Consider the following 19,432-nt stretch of genomic DNA (forward strand, 5'->3'; position numbering starts at 1 on the left):
CGCCCATGTCCCGTCCCCCCGCACCGGTCCCGCCCGAGGCCATCCGCTACGTCGCGAAGAACATGCGGCTGGATCTCCGCCTCATCGCGGGGATGATCCCGCAGGGCGCCCGCGTGCTGGACATCGGCTGCGGGGACGGCGCCCTGCTGGAACACCTGACGCGGGAGAAGGGAGCCGACGCCCGCGGCATCGAGATCGACATGGCCGAGGCCACCCGCGCCGTCGCCGCCGGCCTGGCCGTGATCCACGGCGACGCCGACGCGGACCTCGAGCACTACCCGGACGGCGCCTTCGACTACGTCGTCCTCTCCCGCACCCTCCAGGCCGTGGAACGCCCGCGGGAGGTGCTGCGCCAGATGCTGCGCATCGGCACGCGCGCGATCGTCTCCTTCCCCAATTTCGGCCACTGGCAGATGCGCTGGCGCCTGCTGGTCACCGGCCGGATGCCGGACACCGAGACCTGGAACCGCCCCTGGTACGAGACGCCGAACATCCACCCCTGCACGATCAAGGACTTCGTCGCCCTGTGCGATCAGGACGGCTACGTGGTGGAGGAATGGCTCGCCGCCGACGAGCACGGGCTGCGGGCGCCCTGGCGCAAGCACATCTGGCTGGCGAACCTGTTCGGCGAACAGGCGCTCTTCCTGCTGCGCCGCGCCGCGCGCTGACGCCGGGCTCCGGCGGACGGGAAGGGCAGGGGGCGGGACACCTCCTCCCGCGTCCCTCTACCGGTTGGGCGGCAGCGTGGACCCGTGCAGGTGAACGATCCGCCAACCCGCCTCCGTCCGCGCCAGCACGAGCGTCCGCCGGTTCAGCGGCCCCGCCCCACCACCGAGCGTGAAGGTGACCACGGCACCATCCGGCATCTCCTGCACCAGCAGGTCCTGCGGCGACAGCCGCCAGAAGGGCGGCTCGGTGCGGGCGGCATTCGCGGCGCGCAGCGCCTCGAAGGTGCGGAGCCAGGCGGGATCGGTCTCCGCGCGGCCGGTGGCGCGCGCCGCGCCATAGGCCGGCGGGAAGAAGACGGTGTGGTCGTCGGTGAAGCGGGCGCGGAAGCGCGGCCAGTCCAGGTTCTCGAAGTCCGTGACGAAGCCGGCCAGGAAGTCCCTGATCTCCTGCGTCCGGTCGGCCCGCGCCGGCGCGTGCAGGGCGACCAATAGGGCCGCGGCCGCGAGCCATCGGATCATGCCCGGCCCCTGATCGTCCGCAGCGTCGCCTCGAAGAGCGGGTTCCCCGGCTCGCCGAAGTCGAAGAGGAGGTCGAAGTGGTTCGAGCCCGGCCGTGGCGGCACCACCGTCACCTCGTTCCCCGCCGCGGCGAGCTCCGCCGCGAAGTGATTGGTCTGGCGCTTGAACTCCGCCGTCTCCGTGTCGCCATGCGCCAGGATGACGGGCAGGCCGCTGGGCAGGGGCAGCAGCGCCGGGCTGTTCCGCGCCGCGGCCTCCGCGTCCAGCTGCATCCAGGCGTTGATGTGCGTGTGCGGGATCGGCGTCAGGTCGAACAGGCCGGAGAGAAGGGTCGCGCCCCGGACCCCACCATCTGCCAGCAGCATGGCGGCCAGATGCCCGCCCGCGCTGCTGCCCGCCAGATGAAGACGCGAGGGATCGCCGCCATGCCACGCGATGTTGGCACGAACCCAGTCGAGCGCCCGCCGGCACTCCTCCACGATCCGGTCGAGCGAGGCCTTCGGGGCGAGCGTGTAGTTCACCGCCACGACGCAGATCCCGGACGCCGTGAAGCCCGGCGCCATGGAGCCGGAATCCGCCGCGTCCAGCGCCCGCCAGTAGCCGCCATGGAGGAAGACCAGCACCGGCGCCGGTCCGGGCGTCGCGGCCGTGTACACATCCAGCCGCTCCGGCTCCGTCGGGCCGTAGCGCTCCGTCGTCCAGCGCAGCGCGGCCTTCGCCGCGTCCGTGCGCGCGCGGTATTCGGCCAGGATGTCCAACACGTTGGGCGTGGTGGCGCGCGCATTGTACTGCACGTCCAGCATCGCCGGGTCCATGCCGCGATAGGTCGGGGTCATGGGGTACGGGCTGCCCTGGGGAGGCTCGGCCGCCCCAGACCCCTCCGCCGGGGGGCTAACGAGCCCCCCGGACCCCGCGATCTGAATGCCTTCGGCATGGAGAGGCCTTCAGGGCCCCTCCATGCCGAAGACGTCAAAATGGGGTCCAGCGGACTCGTTCCCTGGCGGATGGGGTCTGGGGAAGGCGGCGCCTTCCCCAGGGTCGCCCGCCCCATCACACCCCGATCCACGCGCGCACGCGCCCGGCGTCGCGGTCCAGGTCGGGCCCGGTGCCGGTCCAGACGGTGCGGCCCTTCTCCAGCACCACGTGCCGGTCCGCCAGGCGGCGCAGGGCGGAGAGCGTCTTGTCGATCAGCAGGATCGCCTGTCCTTCGGCCTTGAGGGTGGAAAGAGTGGTCCAGATCTCCGCCCGGATCACCGGGGCCAGACCCTCCGTCGCCTCGTCCAGGATCAGCAGGTGGGGGTTGGTCATCAGCGCGCGCCCGATGGCGAGCATCTGCTGCTCCCCGCCCGACAGCGTGCGGGCGGACTGACTTACGCGCTCGGACAGGCGGGGAAACAGGGCAAAGACGCGCGGCAGCGTCCAGGGGTTCGCGGCCTTCCCGCGGTTGGCGGCGGTGGCGACCAGGTTTTCCCGCACCGTGAGCGTTGGGAAGACCTGCCGCCCCTCCGGCACCAGCCCGATGCCGCGCCGGGCGATGCGGTCCGGCGCGAGGCCGGACACGCGCGCGCCCTGGAAGGTGACCTCCCCGCCGCGGGGCGTGTTCAGGCCCATGATGGCGCGCACCGTCGTCGTCTTGCCCATCCCGTTGCGGCCGAGCAGCGTGACGACCTCGCCCGGCCCGATGTCGAGGTTCACGTCGAACAGCACGGGCGCGTTGCCGTAGCCGGCCTGGAGGCCTCGCACGGACAGCATCACACCGCCTCCTCCTCGGAGAGGTAGGCGGCGCGCACCTGCGGGTCCTGGCGGATGACGTCCGGCGGCCCGGCCGCGATGCAGTGCCCGTACACCAGCACGGAGATCCGGTCCGCCAGCGCGAAGACCGCGTCCATGTCGTGCTCCACCAGCAGGATCGGGATCTGCCCCTTCAGCCCGCGCAGCACCTCGGTCATCCGCAGGCTCTCGCTGGCGCCCAGCCCGGCCATCGGCTCGTCCAGCAGCAGCAGGCGGGGCAGGGTGGCCAGCGCCACCGCCAGCTCCAGCTGCTTCCGCTCCCCGTGGGACAGGTCGGACACCCGCACGGGCCAGCGGGACTCCGCCAATCCCACCTGCGCCAGCGCCGCGCGGGCCGGCGCGTTCAGCCGCGCATCGCCGCCCGCGTCCCGCCAGAAGCGGAAGGAATGCCCGGACCGCGCCTGCACGGCCATCGCGACATTCGCCTCCGCCGTCTCCTCGTCCAGCAGCTGCGTCACCTGGAAGGTGCGGGACAGCCCCATCCGCACGCGCCGCGGCGTGGACAAGGCGGTGATGTCCTGCCCCATGAACAGGATGCGCCCGGCATCCGGCGCAATCTCCCCCATCACCTGCCCGATCGCGGTGGTCTTGCCCGCGCCGTTCGGCCCGATCAGCGCGTGCAGCTCCCCCGGCATCACGTCGAGCGACAGGTTGTCCGTCGCCGTCAGCCCGCCGAAGCGCTTCACCAGCCGCTGGATGGACAGGACCGGCTCAGTCACGCCGCACCCCGCTCCGTGGCCGTGCCGGCCGCTGGCGGCAGCTCCCCGGCCGGCATCGCCTCCACCGCCCGGCGCGGCCCCAGCCGCCGCAGCGCCCCCATCAGCCCGCCCCGCGCGAAGAGCACGATCACCACCAGGATCGGCCCCAGCACGAACTGCCAGTGCTCCGTCAGCCCGGACAGCACGTATTCCAGCGTCACCAGCGCCGCCGCGCCCAGCACGGGCCCGGCCAGCGTCCCCAAGCCCCCGAGGATGACCATCACCATCAGCTCCCCGGACTTCGTCCAGTGCATCATGTCCGGGGAGACGAAGCGGACAGTGTTGGCCATCAGCACGCCCGCCAGCGCCGCCCCCATCCCCGCGATGACGAAGGCCGCCAGCTTGTACGGGTAGGTGTTCACCCCGATCGCGGCCATCCGCCGCTCCCCCTGCCGCACCCCCGCCAGCACCCGCCCGAAGCGCGACCGCGCGATCCGGTCCATCAGGAACAGCCAGGCCGCCAGCACGCCCAGCGCCAGCCAGTAGACCGTCGCCGGATCGCGCAGATTCAGCCCCGGCAGGGTCAGCCCCCGCCGCAGCGGCAGCCCATCATCCCCGCCATAGGCCTTCAGCGACACGAACAGGAAGAACAGCATCTGCGCGAAGGCGAGCGTGATCATGATGAACTGCACGCCGGAGGTCCGCAGCGACAGCGCCCCGATCACCGCCGCGCCCACCCCGCCCACCAGCAACGCCGCCGGCAGCACGACCAGCATCTCGTTGCTGCCGGGGATGAACCCCAGGAACGGATCCCCCGACGACCAGTGCGCGTAGAGAATTCCCGCCGTGTAAGCCCCCAGCCCGTAATAGGCGGCGTGCCCGAACGACACGAGCCCGCCCTGCCCGAGGATGAGGTTCAGCGACGACGCCGCTACGGCATAGATCGCGATCCGCGTCGCCAGCCCGACCGTCGCGGGACTGCCCAGCGCGTCGGACACGAACGGCACGCCGGTCGCGAGCAGCAGGCATACCAGCAACCAGAAGCGCTGCGACCCCAGGAGGGCTCCGCCCTCCCGGACCCTCCCGCCAGGAACCTTAGGTTCCTGGACCTCCATTCTATCAAGCATGGGCGGGGAACAATCCGCGGGGACGAATCAGCAGGACCAGCGCCATCAGCAGGTAGATGCCCATGGACCCGATACCTGCCCCCAGCGCATCCGCCTCCGGCCCGGCCATCACGCCCCGCAGCAGTCCGGGCACATAGGCCCGCAGCAGCGTGTCCACCACGCCCACCAGCACCGCCCCGAACAGCGCGCCCCGCACGGACCCGATCCCGCCGATCACCACCACCACGAAGGTCTGGATGAGGATCTGTTCCCCCATCCCCGGCTGCACCGACAGGATCGGCCCCGCCATCAACCCGGCCAGCCCCGCCAGCAGCGCCCCCAGCCCGAACACCAGGGTGTAGAGCAGCCGCACATCTACCCCCAGCGCCCGCACCATCTCCCGATGCGTCGCCCCGGCCCGCACGAGCATCCCGACCCGCGTCCGCTGGATCAGCAGATACAGCCCGACCGCCACCGCCAGCCCCGTCGCGATGATCACCAGCCGGTACACCGGATAATCCACGCCCGGCAGCACGCGCACCGCGCCCTTCAGCGCCTCCGGCACGTCCACGAACAGCGGCTGGCGCCCCGCCAGCAGCACCATCCCTTGGTTGAAGAAGAGGATCAGCCCGAAGGTCGCCAGCACCTGGTCCAGATGGTCCCGCGCGTACAGTCGCCGCAGCACCACCAGCTCCACCACCATCCCCGTGGCCGCGGCCGCCGCCAGCCCGGCCAGCAGCGCCAGCACCGCGGACCCCGTGGCGGTCGCCGTCACCGCCGCGGCATAGGCCCCCACCATGTAGAGGCTGCCATGGGCGAGGTTGATCACGCCCATGATCCCGAACACCAGCGTCAGCCCCGCCGCCAGCAGGAACAGCATGACGCCGAGCTGGACGCCGTTCAGCAATTGCTCCAGCAGAAGCGCCACGCGGTCAGCCTGTCAGAAGCGGCACTGGGCCGCGTAGGCGTCCCCGTGGTCGGACAGCACCTTGTCCTTCGTCACCAGCGCCGGCTTGCCGTCCGCCCCGCGCTCCACTTTCAGCGCCCACCAGTCCTGCACCGGATGCTGGTTCGGCCCGAAGCGGAACTTGCCGCGCGTGGACTCGAAGCTCGCCGGCTGCATCGCGCGCCGGAACGCCTCCGTGTCCTCCACCGACCCGCGCGTGCCGCGCAGCGCCGCGCCGATCGCCAGCGCCGTGTCGAAGCCCTGCTGCGCGTAATAGGTCGGGATGCGGTTGTACTTCTGCGTGAAAGCCTCGACGAAGCGCTTGCTCGCGGGATTGTCGTAATCGGTGTTCCAGTGCGCCGTCACGTTCACGCCGATCGCCGCGTCGCCCACCGCCGTGACCGTCGTGCTGTCCATGGACGGCGCCGCCAGCACCATCGGGATGTTCGCCATCAGCCCGGCCTGCACGTACTGCCGCAGGAAGGCGATCCCCAGACCGCCGGGATGGAACTGGTACACGGCCTGCGGATTGGCCGCCCGGATGCGCGCCATCTCCGAGGAGTAGTCGGTCTGGTCGAGGTTCGTGTAGGCCTCCAGCGCGACCTCGCCCTTGTACATGCGCTTGAAGCCGGTGATGGCGTCGCGCCCGGCCTGGTAGTTCGGCGCCAGGATCGCCATGCGGCGGATGCCCATGTTCTGCGCCAGCTGCCCCGCGCTCTCGTGCAGGGAGTCGTTCTGCCACGCCACGGACCAGAAGTTCCGGTGGCACTCCCGCCCCGCCAGGTTCGACGGCGACGCGTTGGGCGAGACATAGATCGCCCCGCCATCCAGCACGTCTCCCACCACGGCGCCGAGCACGTTGGAGAAGACGATGCCGGTCAGCAGCTTGATCCGCTCGTTGCGCATGAAGCGCTCGGCGATCTGCTTGCCCTGGCCGGGGCGCAGCCCGTCATCCTCGACCAGCACCTGCACCGGCGCGCCGCCGAGCCGCCCGCCCTCCATCTCCGCCGCCAGCAGGAAGGCGTCCCGGATGTCCTGGCCGAGATAGGAGCCCGGCCCCGACAGCGTCGTGACCATGCCGATCTTCAGCGGCGCGCCCTGCGCGATCGCCGGCCGCGCGAGCGGCGCCAGGCCCAGGGCCGCCCCGGCCATCAACAGTTCACGCCGCTGCATCGTCCCGCCTCCAGCTCGTTTCGTTGAAGCCTAAAGCAATTCGGCCCGGCGCCAAGATGTTGCGCGGATGGCCCCGGGGGAGAGAAGGAATTCTCTCCCCCGGACCCCCACTCATCTCTCTTTGTTAGGCTGCCGCTGAAGGCGGAGCCGTGCCGCCGTCCGCGGCAGCCTCACCGAAGAAGATGAGGTGGGGTCCGGGGAGGGAGAATTCCTTCTCCCTCCCCGGAGTCACCCGCGCACCCGGATCAGTCCACCCGCGCCCCGGAGACGCGCACCAGCCGCTCCTTCGCCTCCCGGTCGGCGGCGATCAGCGGGACCGATGCCTCGGGCGAAGCGACATGGACGGTGTACCCGTTCGGCGTGAGGTGCCGGTCCCGCACCAGCGGGTCCTCCATCGCCGCCGCGACATCCCGGTGGATGCGCTCCAGCAGCGGCGCCGGTGTGCCCGCGGGGGCGAAGATCCCGAACCAGGTGCGCGGGTCCGTCTCGCCGTAGCCAGCCTCTTCCAGTGTCGGCACGTCGGGCAGTTGCGGCAGCCGCGTCGGCCGCCCGACCGCCAGCGCCCGCATCGTGCCAACGGCCAGGAACTCCCGCGCTGACGCGACACCCGCGAGCGTCATCTGCACCTCGCCCGCCACCACCGCCAGCACGGCGGGCGTCAGGCCGCGATAGGCGACCTGGGTGATGTCCAGCCCCTCCCGCGCCTTCAGCGCCTCGAATAGCAGATGCGGCTGGCTGCCGGGGCCGTAGGAGCCATAGTTCAACCGCCCCGGCGATGCCTTCGCGGCCGCCACCAGCTCCCGCATGTCCCGCGCCGGGACGGAGGGGTTGGCGAGCACCATCTGGTGCACGTCCAGCAGGTAGGAGACGGGCACGAGGTCCCGCTGGGGATCATAGGGCAGGCGGGAGAAGAGGAAGGGATTGGACGTGATCGACGCGTCCGACGTCATCAGCAGCACGTGCCCGTCGGGTGCCGCTTTCGCCACCGCGTCGGTGCCGGGGATGGTCGCCCCGCCCGGCCGGTTGTCTACCGTCACCGTCTGCCGCCACACCGGCGTCAGCCGGTCCGCCAGCGCCCGCGCCAGCGCGTCCAGCCCGCCGCCGGGCGGATAGGGGACCACGATCCGCACCGGCCGCTCCGGCCAGACGCCCTGGCCGCGGGCCACCACGGGGGCAGCGAGGAGCGGGGCGGCCAGCAGGGCGCGTCGGCGAAGCGTCATCGTTCCCTTCTACCGCCCGGCCGCCGCGCCTGTCCCGGCCTGTTAATCGTCGTTACGCGGCCCCGCAGCGGCCCGTGCGGGGCGGCCGTGTCATGTCCCGAACAGGTGCTGCCCGAGCCGCGCCGCCGTCGCGCCCGGCGCCTCCAGCTTCGCCAGGTGGCCGATGCCGTCCTGCACCTCCAGCACGGCGCCCGGGATGGCGCCGGCCAGGGCCTGGCTGACCTCCGGCGGATTCACCCGGTCCTCGCTGCCCACGAGGATGAGCGTCGGCGCCCGCACATCCCGCGCGAAGTCGAGCGTATCCGTCGCGTCGCTCGCGCGGGCCGAGCGCAGCAGGCCCTTCGCGTGGGTCGCGGCCAGGGTATCCCGCACCCATTCCCCGACTGTCTCCGACGTGCCGGGCGCCACGAGGTTCCGCCACCGCGTCCGCGCCAGTGCCATGCCGCCCGCGGCGATGCTGTCCCGGCGCATGGCGAGCATCCGCGCGCGCTCCTCCGCCGGTTTCCAGCGCTGCCCGCGCGACGATCCGAGCAGCGCCAGCCGCGCCACCCGCCCCGGATGCAGCGCCGCGAGCACGACGCCGATCATGGACCCGAAGGAGGAGCCCACGATATGCGCGCGCTCCACGCCCAGCATGTCCAGCAGCGCGGCGGCGACGCGGGCGTAATCCTCCGCCGCCGGTGCCTCGGCCGCGAAGTCGGCCGAGAGCCAGTAGCCCGGCGCGTTCCACGCGATCACCCGCGCCCGCGCCGCCAGGACCGGCATCACGAAGCGCCATCCGGTGGAATTCGAGCCGATGCCGTGCATCAGCAGCACGGTCTCCGGACCCGTTCCGGCCTCCATGAAGGACAGGCGCCCGTGCTCCAGCCCTAGCGCGGCGGCATCCAGCTCGACGAAGCGGGTCTCGGGCAGGGACGGCGCGGCGGTGCCGTCGGGGTGGCGCGTCACAGGGACACCCATCCCTCCGGCGGCTGCTTGCCGGGGTGGATCGTCCCGCAATGCTTGCAGGTGCGCTTCTCCTCGCTGGCGTAGAAGGCCTCGTAGAGGGGCGGCAGGTCCTTCACGATGTCCTTCACCGTGATCTCGATGCGGTGGACCAGGGCGTGGCAGTTGAAGCAGTACCACTGGAAGGCGTCCTGCTCGCCCGGGGGCCGCGATCCCTCCACCACCAGCCCGACCGACCCGGCCTGCGGCCGCTGCGGGGAGTGCGGGACATGCGCCGGCAGCAGGAACACCTGTCCCTCCCGGATCGGGATGTCCTGGATGCGGCCCTCGGCGTGGATCTTCAGCACCATGTCGCCGCGGAGCTGGTAGAAGAACTCCTCCACCGGGTCGTCGTGGAAATCCACGCGCTGGTTCGGCCCGCCGACGATCTGCACGACGGTCTTCGCATCCTCGAAGAGCAGCTTGTTGCCGACCGGCGGCTTCAGGAGATGGGCGTTCGCATCGATCCACGCCTTGAAGTCGAAGGGCTGCTTCATATCCGCCTTCCCATAAACTCGTGGGGTCCGGGGGGGGGCGTTCGCTCCCCGGCGGGGCAGGAAACCTGCGGTTTCCGCCCGGGGTGCAGGGGCAGAGCCCCTGCGTCTCATTCGGCGGCTTGCTTCACCGGCAGTCTCAGCCCGCAACCCGCGAAGGCCGCCCGCGTCGCCGCCCGCTCCGCCTCGGTGAGTTGCAGCATCGGCCGCCGCACCGGCCCGCCCGCCTGTCCCAGCAGCTCCTGCCAGTATTTCTGGTGCGCCTGGGGCTTGCCGCCCGGGCGGGTGGACTTCAGCGCCTGCCGTACCGGCTCCAGGCTGGCCGAGACGCGCCGCGCCTCCTCCATCCGCCCGGTGAAGGCGAGGTCCGTGTAGTCCCGCATCCGCCGGTCCACCGCCGTCTGCAGGATGGCGGGCGGGGAGGAGCAGAGATAGAGCCGCCAGCCCAGCTCGAGGATGTTGTCGAGCCACTCCTCCTCGCTGGCGGTGGAGACGAGCAGCGCGTCGCCGGCGCGGCGGGACAGCTCGGAATACATCGCCCGCGGGACGGAGTACTTGATCGCCACCACGTTCGGCAGCTCCGCGATCCGCAGGCAGAGGTCCGGCGACATGAGGTAGCCGCTGTCCGGGTGCGACCACATGGCGATGCCGAGCCGCGTCCGCTCGCTGATGTGGCGGTAGTACTCGACCAGCGTCTCGTCGCGGTCATGCAGGAAGTGCAGCACGGGCGCGTGGACCACGATGTAGTCGGCGCCGCAGGCCTCGGCATGCGCGGCCAGTTCCAGCACCGTGTCCAGGTTCTGGTCGGAGCAGGACATGACGGTGCGCTTGCCGCAGCCCCGCGCCACCTCCGCCGCGATGCTGAACAGCCGCTTCCGCTCCGCCAGGGAGAGGGAGAAGAACTCGCCCTGCTTCCCCGCGACGAAGACGCCGTCGATGCCCAGTTCGTCGAACCAGTGCCGGAGGTTCGCGCGGAACCCCGCCTCGTCCACCGCGAAGTCGTCGCGGAAGGGCGTCAGCGCCGCGACCCAGATGCCGCGCATATGGGCGCGGGCGTGCTCCTTCGCGTGCGCGCGGTCATAGGTCTCGCTCATCGCCGCCTCCCGGGAAGCGCGACAGGGTAGAGAGGATGGGGGGCGGCGTGAACTCCCCGTCAGGGGGCGCCCGCGGCCTCCTTCTCCAGCGCCTCGGTCAGCTCGCCCAGCAGGTCGCGCAGCGCCGCCATCCGGCCGGGCGGCAGCCGCGCCGCGAAGCCCGCCTCGACCTTCCGGCTGAGCGCCACCAGCGCCTCGGACACCGCACGGCCTCGCGCCGTCAGGCGCACCCGCTTCGCCCGCCCGTCCTCCGGGTCCGGCCCGACCGTGACGTAGCCGCCGCCCGCCAGCGCCTCCACGAGGTAGGACATGCTCTGCTTCGTCATCTGCGCCCGCTCCGCCAGCTCGCTCACCCGCGATCCGGCCGGGGCGATGAAGCGGAAGACGGCGCTGTGCGCCGGGCGGATGTCCGGGAAGCCGCGTCCGGCCAGCTGGCCATAGACCTGCGCCTGCAACGTCTCATAGGGCCGGCGGAGCAGGTAGCCGAGGGTCCGCTCGGTCGCGCTGATGTTCTTGCCGGGCATGAGGACCGTTTGACAGATAGGCAGAAGATCTGTCTATTAAAGACAGATAGTCTGACCGCATGCCGTGGCGGACGCCCGGACGCTCCCCATGGACATGCCGCTCAACGTCAGCCCCTCCAATCACCTGTCCCATCCCCGCGAAGGCCGCACGGAGACGGTCCTCGGCGTGGGCGTCCTCTACAAGGCGGATGCGGCCGCAACAGGCGGCGGCCTTGTCTGCGCCGAACTCACCGTTCCGCCCGGCGCCGGCATCCCGCCTCACCGGCACAGCGCAGAGGACGAATCCTTCTACGTCCTGGCCGGCCACGTCGCGATCAGCGGGGACGATATCCCGGGCGGGGAGGCCGTGCTCGGCGCGGGCGGTTTCTTCCACGGCCCGCGCGGCCGCGTGCACGGCTTCCGCTGCGCGGGCGAGGAGACCGCGAAACTGCTGCTGTTCGTCACGCCAGGGGCGGGCATCGGCGGCATGTTCGGCGACCTCGCCGCCCTGGGCGGCGATCCGGCGGCGATGAACCCGGCCGGGATCGTCGCGGTCTGCGCGCGCTACGGGATCGAGTTCACGCGCTGACCGTGACCCGGGAGGCTCTGCCTCCCCGACCCTCCGCCGGGGGGGAACGCACCCCCCGGACCCCGCGATCTGTTTAGACCCCCGCCGCCTCCGCCGCGCCGCGCAGGAAGCCGGCCAGCGCCGCGTGGAACTCCGGCTCGTCCAGCAGGAATGCGTCGTGGCCCTTGTCGGACTCGATCTCGATGAAGGACACGCGCGCCGCCGCCCGGTTGAGCGCCCGCACCACCGCCCGGCTCTCCGCCGTCGGGAACAGCCAGTCGGAGGAGAAGGAGGCGAGCAGGAACCGCGTCGCCGTCCCGCGGAAGGCGGCCGCCAGGTCGCCGCCATGCTCCGCTGCCAGGTCGAAGTAATCCATGGCGCGGGTGATCGTGAGGTAGGAGTTCGCGTCGAAGCGCCGGATGAAGGTGCTGCCCTGGTGGCGCAGGTAGCTCTCCACCGCGAAGACGTCCTCCAGGAAGGTCAGCGCCTTCGCGCCCTGCAGGCGCCGGCCGAACTTCCGCATCAGCGCGCCTTCGGACAGATAGGTGATGTGCGCGACCATCCGCGCCACCGAAAGCCCCTGCGCCGGCAGCCGCCCATCCTCCCAGTAGCGTCCCCCGCGCCAGTCCGGGTCGGAATGGATTGCGGCGCGCCCTACCTCGTGGAAGGCGATGTTCTGGGCGGAGTGGTGCGCGGCCGTCGCGATCGGCGCGCAGGCGAAGAGCGCGTCGGGATAGGTCGCCGCCCATTCCAGCGCCTGCATCCCGCCCATGGAGCCACCGACCACCGCCAGCAGCCGCGCGATGCCCAGATGCTCCACCAGCCGCTTCTGCGCGCGCACCATGTCGCGGATCGTGACGGTCGGGAAATCCGTCCCCCAGGGCCGCCCGAGGCCGCGTCCCTGCGCGTCCGTCATCTCCTCCCGCGGCCCGGTGCTGCCCATGCAGCCACCGAGGACGTTGGCGCAGATGATGAAGAAGCGATCCGTGTCGAGCGGCTTGCCCGGCCCCACCACCGCCTGCCACCAGCCCGGCTTGCCCGTCACGGGCTGGGTTTCCGCCAGGTACTGGTCCCCGGTCAGGGCGTGGCAGACGAGGATCGCGTTGCTCCGCGCCGCGTTCAGCGTGCCGTAGGTGCGATACGCCACGGCCAGGGGCGCGATCGTCATGCCGCAATCCAGCGCCATGCCGTCCGCGAAGACGGCGCGCTGGTGCTCCACCGTCGGCAGGGGCGTGGCGACCTCGCTCATCCGAGGGGATGTAGACCCGTTCGCGCCCGGCCGGAACGGCCGACGAACGGGGTGCCGCGCTTTTGCGCCCCGCGCGGGGAACGGGCCTGGGGCGCGGCATCGCCGGTTGCGGCGCGCGCCCGGGCGCCCGATATCCCGGATACCTTCGCGCCGGCGTGGCGTTTCAGCCCCGGCCGCACTTCCGGACCCTGACATGGCTTTCGAATCCCTCCCCCAGCCGCTGCGGGACGCGCTCTCCGCCCGCGGCTACGCCAACGCCACCCCCGTCCAGGCCGCCGTCCTGGCCGAGGGCACGGCCGGCCGCGACCTCCTCGTCTCCGCCCGCACCGGCTCCGGCAAGACCGTCGCCTACGGCCTCGCGATGGCCCCGGACCTGCTGGGTGACGCCTCCCGCCTTCCCCCGGCCGGCGCGCCGCTGGCCCTGGTGGTCGCCCCCACGCGCGAGCTCGCTCTCCAAGTGAAGGCCGAACTGACCTGGCTCTACGGCCCGGCTGGCGGTCGCATCGCCTCGGCGGTGGGCGGCATGGACCCGATTGCGGAACGCCGCGCCTTGGCCGCCGGCGCCCATGTCGTCGTCGGCACCCCCGGCCGCATGAAGGATCACCTGGACCGCGGCAACCTCCGCCCGGATTCCGTCCGCGCCGTGGCGCTGGACGAGGCGGACGAGATGCTCGACCTCGGCTTCCGGGAAGAGTTGGAGGCGATCCTCGGCGCCCTGCCGGAGGAGCGCCGGACCCTCCTCTTCTCCGCGACCGTGCCCAGGCCCATCGCGCAGCTCGCGAAGCAGTTCCAGCGCGATGCCCTGCGCATCGAGGCGACCTCCGGCGACGAGCCGCACGGCGACATCGCCTATCGCGCCGCCCTCGTCTCCTCCGGGGATGTGGAGCGCGCGGTGGTGAACGCGCTGCGGCTGGAGGACGCGCCGATCGCGATGGTCTTCTGCGCCACCCGCGCCGCGGTGAACCGCCTGCACGGCAACCTCGCGGAGCGCGGCTTCCCCGCCGTCGCCCTCTCCGGCGAGCTCACCCAGGCCGAGCGCACCCGCGCCATCCAGTCGCTCCGCGACGGTCACGCCCGCGTCTGCGTCGCGACCGACGTCGCCGCCCGCGGCCTGGATCTGCCGGAGCTGGACCTGGTGATCCACGCCGAGCTCCCGCGCGACCCGGAGACGCTGCTGCACCGCTCCGGCCGCACCGGCCGTGCGGGCCGAAAGGGCGTGTCGCTGCTGATCGTCCCGCCGTCGCGTCGCCGCATCGCCGAGCGCCTGCTGGCCGGCGCGCGCGTCACGGCCGAATGGGCCCCCGCCCCCTCCGCCGAGGCCGTGCGCGCGAAGGATGCTGAACGCATCGCTGCCCGCGCCGCGGCCCTGGTCGCGGAGGAGGCGCCGGAAGAGGACCTGCCGATCGCGCGCGAACTCCTGACCGGCCTCGGCCTGCCCGTCCCCGCCGCGGACCCGGCCGGCTGGAGCCAGCCCACCAACGAGGCGGACGCCGTCGGCGGCCTCGCCCTCGCCGCTGCCCTCATCCGCCTCCTGCGCGCGCCCTTGCCCGCCCCGGAGGAGTTGACCGCCATCGCCGATCGCGGCGCCCGGCGGGAGGCTCCCCGCCACGCGGAGAGCGGCCCGCCCCCCTCGGAGGGCGTGTGGTTCCACATGGATGCCGGCCGCGACCGCAACGCGGATCCGCGCTGGCTGCTGCCCTTTCTCTGCCGCCGGGGTGACGTCACGCGCGCCGAGATCGGCCGCATCCGCATCCTGGATCGGGAGACGCAGTTCGAGGTCGCGCCCTACGCCGCGTCCCACTTCGCCGAGGCCATCCGACGCCCCGGGCGCGGGGAGGACGCCGACATCCGCGTGGAGCCGATGCAGCCGCTGCCGCGTGGCGGCCACGCCGGCCCGCGCCGGGCCACCACCCGGACAGTCTATCGCAAGCGGGCCTGACAACCCGCCTTCCCGTCATGCTCCCGTGTCGGGGCGAAGCCACGAAGACCGGAGACGGCCGAAACAAGGCTGGGGAGATGAACTCCCCCAGACCCCCTCCCTTTTCTGGCAGCCTGCCGCGGCGGGTTGAGACGGGGTCGCCGCCATCTCAACCCGCCGCGGCAGCCTGACAAAAATAGATGGGGGTCCGGGGGAATACCTTCCCCCGGCTTCTTTCTCAGTTTCGCATCCCACCCCACACTCAGCGGATGGCTTCCCCCGCTCCCGCGACCCGCGACACCCCCGATCCCGACTTCGCCGAACTCCTGGCGCGTCGCCCGCACCTGACCGCGCATGCCTTCGACGGCCTGGTCATGGACGACGTCCCGCTGGTCCAGATCGCGAGAGCCGTGGGCACTCCGACCTGGGTCTACTCCGCCGGCACGCTTCGTCGCCGCCACGCGATGCTGCGGGACGCGCTGCGCGATGCCGGCCTGACCGCGTCCATCCATTTCGCGACGAAGTGCAATGACAGCCTCGCCGTCCTGCGCGTCCTGAACGCGGAGGGCGCCGGCGCCGACGTGGTCAGCGGCGGCGAGCTGATCGGCGCCCGCGCCGCCGGCATCCCGGCGGACCGCATCGTCTTCTCCGGCGTCGGCAAGACGCGCGCGGAGATCGCCCAGGCCCTGGCCGAGGGCGTGCTGCAGCTCAACGCGGAGAGCGCGGAGGAGATCGAGATGATCGCCGCCGTCGCCGCGGAGACCGGCCGCATCGCCCCCGTCGCGCTGCGCGTGAACCCGGACGTGGACGCCCGCACGCACGCGAAGATCTCCACGGGCCTCGCGGAGAACAAGTTCGGCATCGCCTACAACGACGCCGCCGCCCTCTACGCCCGCCTGTCGTCGCTGCCCGGCATCCGCCCGGTCGGCCTCGCCGTTCATATCGGCTCCCAGATCACCGAGGGCATGGCCGCCTACCGCGCGGCCTACGCGCGCGTGGCGGACCTCGCCCGGGCTCTCCTTTCCCGCGGGCTGCCGATCGAGCGGCTGGACTGCGGCGGCGGCCTCGGCATCCCCTATCGCGACGAGATCGCGCCCAGCCCGGCCGCCCTGGCCGGCGCCATCAAGGCGACGCTCGGCCCCCTGAACATCCCCGTGATGATGGAGCCGGGACGCTGGATCGCCGGCCCGGCAGGCGTTCTCCTGGCGTCCGTGATCCTCCAGAAGCGGGGCGCCGCGCACCGCTTCGTCGTGCTGGATGCCGCGATGAACGACCTGATCCGACCGGCGATGTACGAATCCTGGCACGGCATCCTGCCGCTGGCGCCGGACGCCTTCCACGCCCCGCGCGCGCCCGCCGAGGTGGTCGGCCCGGTCTGCGAGAGCAGCGATACCTTCGCCCGCGGCCGCGGCCTGCCCGACCTGCCGCCCGGCAGCCTCGTCGCTTTCCTCGATGCCGGCGCCTACGGCTCGACCATGTCCTCCACCTACAACGCCCGCCCGCTGGCGGCGGAGGTGCTGGTGGACGGCGCCCGCTGGGCCGTGACCCGCCCGCGCCAGTCGCATGAGGCGCTGCTCGCGAACCAAGTCGTGCCGGACTGGCTGGGGTCTCCCGCGTGACCGCCCGGCCGGGCGGCCCGCACCACCCCGCGCTGCGACGGCTCTCGTCGCTGCGCGCCCGCGCCCGGCTCGCCCTGCTCTGGGAATCCCTCTGGCCCCGCGCCTGGCCGGTGCTCGGCGTGCTCGGCGTCTTCCTCGTCCTCGCCCTCTCCGGCCTCTTCCTGCGCCTGCCGGTTGCCGCGCACCTCGCCCTTCTGGCGGCCCTTCTCGCTGCCCTGGGCTGGACACTCTGGCGGGGCAGCCGCGGCCTCGTGATGCCGGGCGACACCGCCGCCGACCGGCGGCTGGAGCGCGATTCCGGCCTGCCACACCGCCCCCTGACCACCCTGCTGGACCACCCCGCTGGCGACGACCCCGCCGCCGAGGCCCTCTGGCGCGTCCACCAGCAGCGGGAGGCCGCGCGGATCGCCCGGCTGCGCACCGCCCTGCCCCGCCCCGGCCTGCCTGCCCACGACCCGAAGGCGCTTCGCCTCGGCCTCGTGGTCGCCGTGCTGGCCAGCTTCGTCATGGCCGGCGGCGAGGCGCCGGAACGGTTGCGGCGCGCCCTCTGGCCCGAGTTTCGTGCGGCCGCGGCTCCCACCCCCACCGTCCGGATCGAGGCCTGGGTGACGCCGCCCGCCTATACCGGCGCAGCGCCCGTCTTCCTTGATCCCGCCGGCGGCTCCGCCACGGTGCCGGCGGGCAGCCGCTTGCGGATCGCCCTGTCCGGCGGGCTCGGCAGGCCCGAGCTCCTGCGGGATGGGGCGGAGGCCGCGCCCTTCCAGCCGCTCGGCGCCGGCAGCCACCTCTCCGAGACGGCGCTGGACGCCGGGGGACGCTTGGTGGTCCGCCAGTCCGGGCTGGAGGTGGTCGGCTGGACCCTCGCGGTGCAGGCCGACGCTCCGCCGCGTATCCTCTTCCCCGAGCCGCCGGCCCCGGCCCAGCGCGGCCTCGCGACCCGCCTCCCCTGGCGGGCCGAGGATGATTGGGGCATCGCCTCCGCCCGCGCCGAACTCCGGCTGGAGGCCCGGCCCGATGCCCCACCCCTGGTGGTCGAACTCTCCGTCCCGCCCGGCCATCCGAAGACCCCGCGCGGCGTGGCCCAGCCCGATCTCTCCGCCCATCCCTGGGCCGGCCTTCCCGTCCGCGCCCGCCTCTTCGCCCGGGACGGCGCGGAGCAGGAGGGCAGCTCGGAGGAGGCTGCGCTCACCCTGCCGGAGCGGACCTTCAACCACCCCGTCGCCCGCGGCCTGATCCTCCTCCGCAAGGGCCTGTCCGTCGCACCCGACCAGAGGCAGGCTGCCATCAACGGCCTCGAACGCCTTGCCGAGGCGCCGGAGGCTTTCGAGAACGACGCCGGCACCTTCCTCGCCCTCCGTACCTCCCGCACCCGCCTCTCCGACGACCAGCGCCCCGAGGCCGTGGGCGAGGTTCAGCAGATCCTGTGGGAGGCCGCCCTCGCGCTGGAGGAAGGCCGCGCCGATCGCACCGCCCGCGCCCTCGCCCAGGCGCGTGAGGCGCTGCGGGAGGCCCTGCGCGAGCGCCGGGAGACTGAGGCCCGGGAACAGTCCGAGCGCCGGCAGGCCGAGCGCGAGCGGGCGGAGCGGGACCGTGACGCCCGCGCGCAGGAGCAGAGGGATCGCGAGCGCGAGGCCCGCAACCAGGAGGCCCAGCAGCGCGGCGAGCCACGCGACGAGACCCAGGAGCGGGCGGACCGGGAGAGGTCGCAGCAGGAGCGCGCTGAGCGCCAGGAGGCCGAGCGGCAGGCCCAGACCGGGGAGCGCGAACGTCAGGAGGAGCGCAACAGCCAGCGCGCCGAGACTGACCGCCGCATCCAGGAACTCCGCGATGCCATCCGCCGCCACCTTGAGGCCCTGGCCGAGCAGCTTCAGCGCGAGAACGGCGAGACCCAGCAGGATCCTCAACTCGGCCAGCAGCAGCGCCGTGAAACGGACCGTCGCACCTCCCGCATGCGGGAGCAGAACCGCCAGGACCGGCCCGAAGAGGCCGAACGCGAACTCGCCGAGCTGGAGCGGATGCTGGAGCAGCTCGAGAACGGCGAGATGGCCCAGGCTGGCCGGGAGCAGCAGCGCCAGCGCCGGGAGCGCGGCCAGCAGCAGATGGGCGTGATCCAGGACATGGTCCGCCGCCAGTCCCGCCTGCTGGACGGCGCCCATAGTCGCGCCCAGGACGATGAATCCCGCCGCGCCCGCGAGCGCCGTCAGAGCTTCAATTACCCGAACCGCTGGCCGCCGCAGCCTCCGCCCACGAGCCAGCCCCCGGCCGAGACGCGGCAGGAGGAGGCGCGTGACGCCCGGACCCAGCGCGCCCTCCGCCGTGCCCTCGGCGAGCTGATGCAGCAGCAGGGCGACCTCACCGGGGAGGTCCCCGCACCCCTCGGTCGCGCGGACCAGGCCATGCGCCAGGGCGCAGAGGCCCTGACCGGCGGCGGTGACCCCCGCCCCCACCAGGAGCGCGCGATCCGCGAGCTGTCCGAGGGCGGCCGGCAGATGGCCCAGCGCATGGCCCGCCAGTTCGGCCAGCAGCAGCCCGGCGAGGGCGAGGATGCCGGCGAGGGCGAGGGCCAGGGCGACGCCATGGCCGAGGGCGGGATGGATGGCGGCGAGGGGGAGGACCAGATGGCCCAGCAGGGCGAGGGCCGCGACCCCCTCGGCCGCCGCCCGCGCGAGGCCAACGGCACGAACGAGGATGGCGGCGACACCCGCGTCCCCGATGAAGCCGAGATGCTCCGCACCCGCCGCATCCAGGAAGAACTCCGCCGCCGCGGCGCCGAGCGCGAGCGGCCCCCGGCCGAGCTCGACTACATCGACCGGCTGCTGCGCCGGTTCTAAGGCGGACGTGCTGGCGGCTTGTGGGTGAGACTCTGCCTCCGCCGGGGACCC

18 protein-coding genes are annotated in these 19,432 nt (G+C 72.8%); 5 read left to right on the forward strand and 13 right to left on the reverse strand.

The window, feature by feature from the left end; translation table 11 throughout:
* The first annotated feature begins 62 nt into the window (after positions 1-62).
* Positions 63-668 (forward strand): methionine biosynthesis protein MetW, encoded by a 606-nt coding sequence (gene metW, locus ACP6CK_RS18870; protein ID WP_426959951.1) that lies wholly within the window; start codon positions 63-65, stop codon positions 666-668.
* 57 nt (positions 669-725) lie between these two features.
* Here metW and ACP6CK_RS18875 read toward each other — a convergent pair whose 3' ends face one another.
* The 12 genes from ACP6CK_RS18875 to ACP6CK_RS18930 form a co-directional block, all read right to left on the reverse strand.
* Positions 726-1,187 carry a nuclear transport factor 2 family protein gene (locus ACP6CK_RS18875; protein WP_426954844.1) on the reverse strand — a complete coding sequence of 154 codons (462 nt, stop codon included), beginning with the start codon at positions 1,185-1,187 and terminating at the stop codon, positions 726-728.
* On the reverse strand, positions 1,184-2,023 hold the full coding sequence (locus ACP6CK_RS18880; RefSeq protein ID WP_426954845.1) for an alpha/beta hydrolase: 840 nt from the start codon (positions 2,021-2,023) through the stop codon (positions 1,184-1,186). Before ACP6CK_RS18880 ends, ACP6CK_RS18875 begins: the two co-directional genes overlap by 4 nt.
* Positions 2,024-2,237: 214 nt before the next feature.
* Positions 2,238-2,939 (reverse strand): ABC transporter ATP-binding protein, encoded by a 702-nt coding sequence (locus ACP6CK_RS18885; RefSeq protein WP_426954846.1) that lies wholly within the window; start codon positions 2,937-2,939, stop codon positions 2,238-2,240.
* Positions 2,939-3,697, reverse strand: a complete 759-nt coding sequence (locus ACP6CK_RS18890) for an ABC transporter ATP-binding protein (RefSeq protein WP_426954847.1) — start codon at positions 3,695-3,697, stop codon at positions 2,939-2,941. Before ACP6CK_RS18890 ends, ACP6CK_RS18885 begins: the two co-directional genes overlap by 1 nt.
* Complete coding sequence (locus ACP6CK_RS18895; protein WP_426954848.1) at positions 3,694-4,803, reverse strand: branched-chain amino acid ABC transporter permease; 1,110 nt, start codon at positions 4,801-4,803, stop codon at positions 3,694-3,696. The genes ACP6CK_RS18890 and ACP6CK_RS18895 overlap by 4 nt, the downstream gene beginning before the upstream one ends.
* Positions 4,796-5,710 (reverse strand): branched-chain amino acid ABC transporter permease, encoded by a 915-nt coding sequence (locus ACP6CK_RS18900; RefSeq protein WP_426954849.1) that lies wholly within the window; start codon positions 5,708-5,710, stop codon positions 4,796-4,798. Before ACP6CK_RS18900 ends, ACP6CK_RS18895 begins: the two co-directional genes overlap by 8 nt.
* Positions 5,711-5,722: 12 nt before the next feature.
* Complete coding sequence (locus ACP6CK_RS18905; RefSeq protein WP_426954850.1) at positions 5,723-6,901, reverse strand: ABC transporter substrate-binding protein; 1,179 nt, start codon at positions 6,899-6,901, stop codon at positions 5,723-5,725.
* 245 nt (positions 6,902-7,146) lie between these two features.
* Positions 7,147-8,121, reverse strand: coding sequence for a Bug family tripartite tricarboxylate transporter substrate binding protein (locus tag ACP6CK_RS18910; RefSeq protein ID WP_426954851.1), 975 nt, complete (start codon positions 8,119-8,121; stop codon positions 7,147-7,149).
* Between the two features lie 90 nt (positions 8,122-8,211).
* Complete coding sequence (locus ACP6CK_RS18915; RefSeq protein WP_426954852.1) at positions 8,212-9,069, reverse strand: alpha/beta fold hydrolase; 858 nt, start codon at positions 9,067-9,069, stop codon at positions 8,212-8,214.
* Positions 9,066-9,602, reverse strand: coding sequence for a 3-hydroxyanthranilate 3,4-dioxygenase (locus tag ACP6CK_RS18920; protein WP_426954853.1), 537 nt, complete (start codon positions 9,600-9,602; stop codon positions 9,066-9,068). The genes ACP6CK_RS18915 and ACP6CK_RS18920 overlap by 4 nt, the downstream gene beginning before the upstream one ends.
* A gap of 107 nt (positions 9,603-9,709) precedes the next feature.
* Entirely contained in the window at positions 9,710-10,693 is a 984-nt protein-coding gene (locus ACP6CK_RS18925) for a dihydrodipicolinate synthase family protein (protein WP_426954854.1), read from the reverse strand.
* Positions 10,694-10,752: 59 nt separating this feature from the next.
* A complete protein-coding gene (locus tag ACP6CK_RS18930; RefSeq protein WP_426954855.1) occupies positions 10,753-11,217 on the reverse strand; it encodes a MarR family winged helix-turn-helix transcriptional regulator in 465 nt (154 codons plus the stop codon).
* An 88-nt stretch (positions 11,218-11,305) separates the two neighbouring features.
* Here ACP6CK_RS18930 and ACP6CK_RS18935 point away from each other — a divergent pair, with 88 nt between their 5' ends.
* Positions 11,306-11,785 (forward strand): cupin domain-containing protein, encoded by a 480-nt coding sequence (locus tag ACP6CK_RS18935; protein ID WP_426954856.1) that lies wholly within the window; start codon positions 11,306-11,308, stop codon positions 11,783-11,785.
* Positions 11,786-11,858: 73 nt separating this feature from the next.
* Here the strand turns inward: ACP6CK_RS18935 and metX are convergent, their stop codons facing one another.
* Entirely contained in the window at positions 11,859-13,013 is a 1,155-nt protein-coding gene (metX, locus tag ACP6CK_RS18940) for a homoserine O-acetyltransferase MetX (protein ID WP_426954857.1), read from the reverse strand.
* Positions 13,014-13,206: 193 nt separating this feature from the next.
* On the opposite strand from metX, the gene ACP6CK_RS18945 reads away from it, so the two are divergent.
* The 3 genes from ACP6CK_RS18945 to ACP6CK_RS18955 all read left to right on the forward strand — a co-directional run bounded on the left by ACP6CK_RS18945 (position 13,207) and on the right by ACP6CK_RS18955 (position 19,381).
* Positions 13,207-14,952 (forward strand): DEAD/DEAH box helicase, encoded by a 1,746-nt coding sequence (locus tag ACP6CK_RS18945; protein ID WP_426954858.1) that lies wholly within the window; start codon positions 13,207-13,209, stop codon positions 14,950-14,952.
* Positions 14,953-15,200: 248 nt separating this feature from the next.
* Positions 15,201-16,550 (forward strand): diaminopimelate decarboxylase, encoded by a 1,350-nt coding sequence (lysA, locus tag ACP6CK_RS18950; RefSeq protein ID WP_426954859.1) that lies wholly within the window; start codon positions 15,201-15,203, stop codon positions 16,548-16,550.
* Positions 16,547-19,381, forward strand: coding sequence for a DUF4175 family protein (locus ACP6CK_RS18955; protein ID WP_426954860.1), 2,835 nt, complete (start codon positions 16,547-16,549; stop codon positions 19,379-19,381). Before lysA ends, ACP6CK_RS18955 begins: the two co-directional genes overlap by 4 nt.
* The last annotated feature ends 51 nt before the right edge of the window (positions 19,382-19,432 follow it).

The organism is Muricoccus radiodurans (assembly GCF_050154705.1).
GTDB classification, from domain to species: Bacteria; Pseudomonadota; Alphaproteobacteria; order Acetobacterales; family Acetobacteraceae; genus Roseomonas; species Roseomonas radiodurans.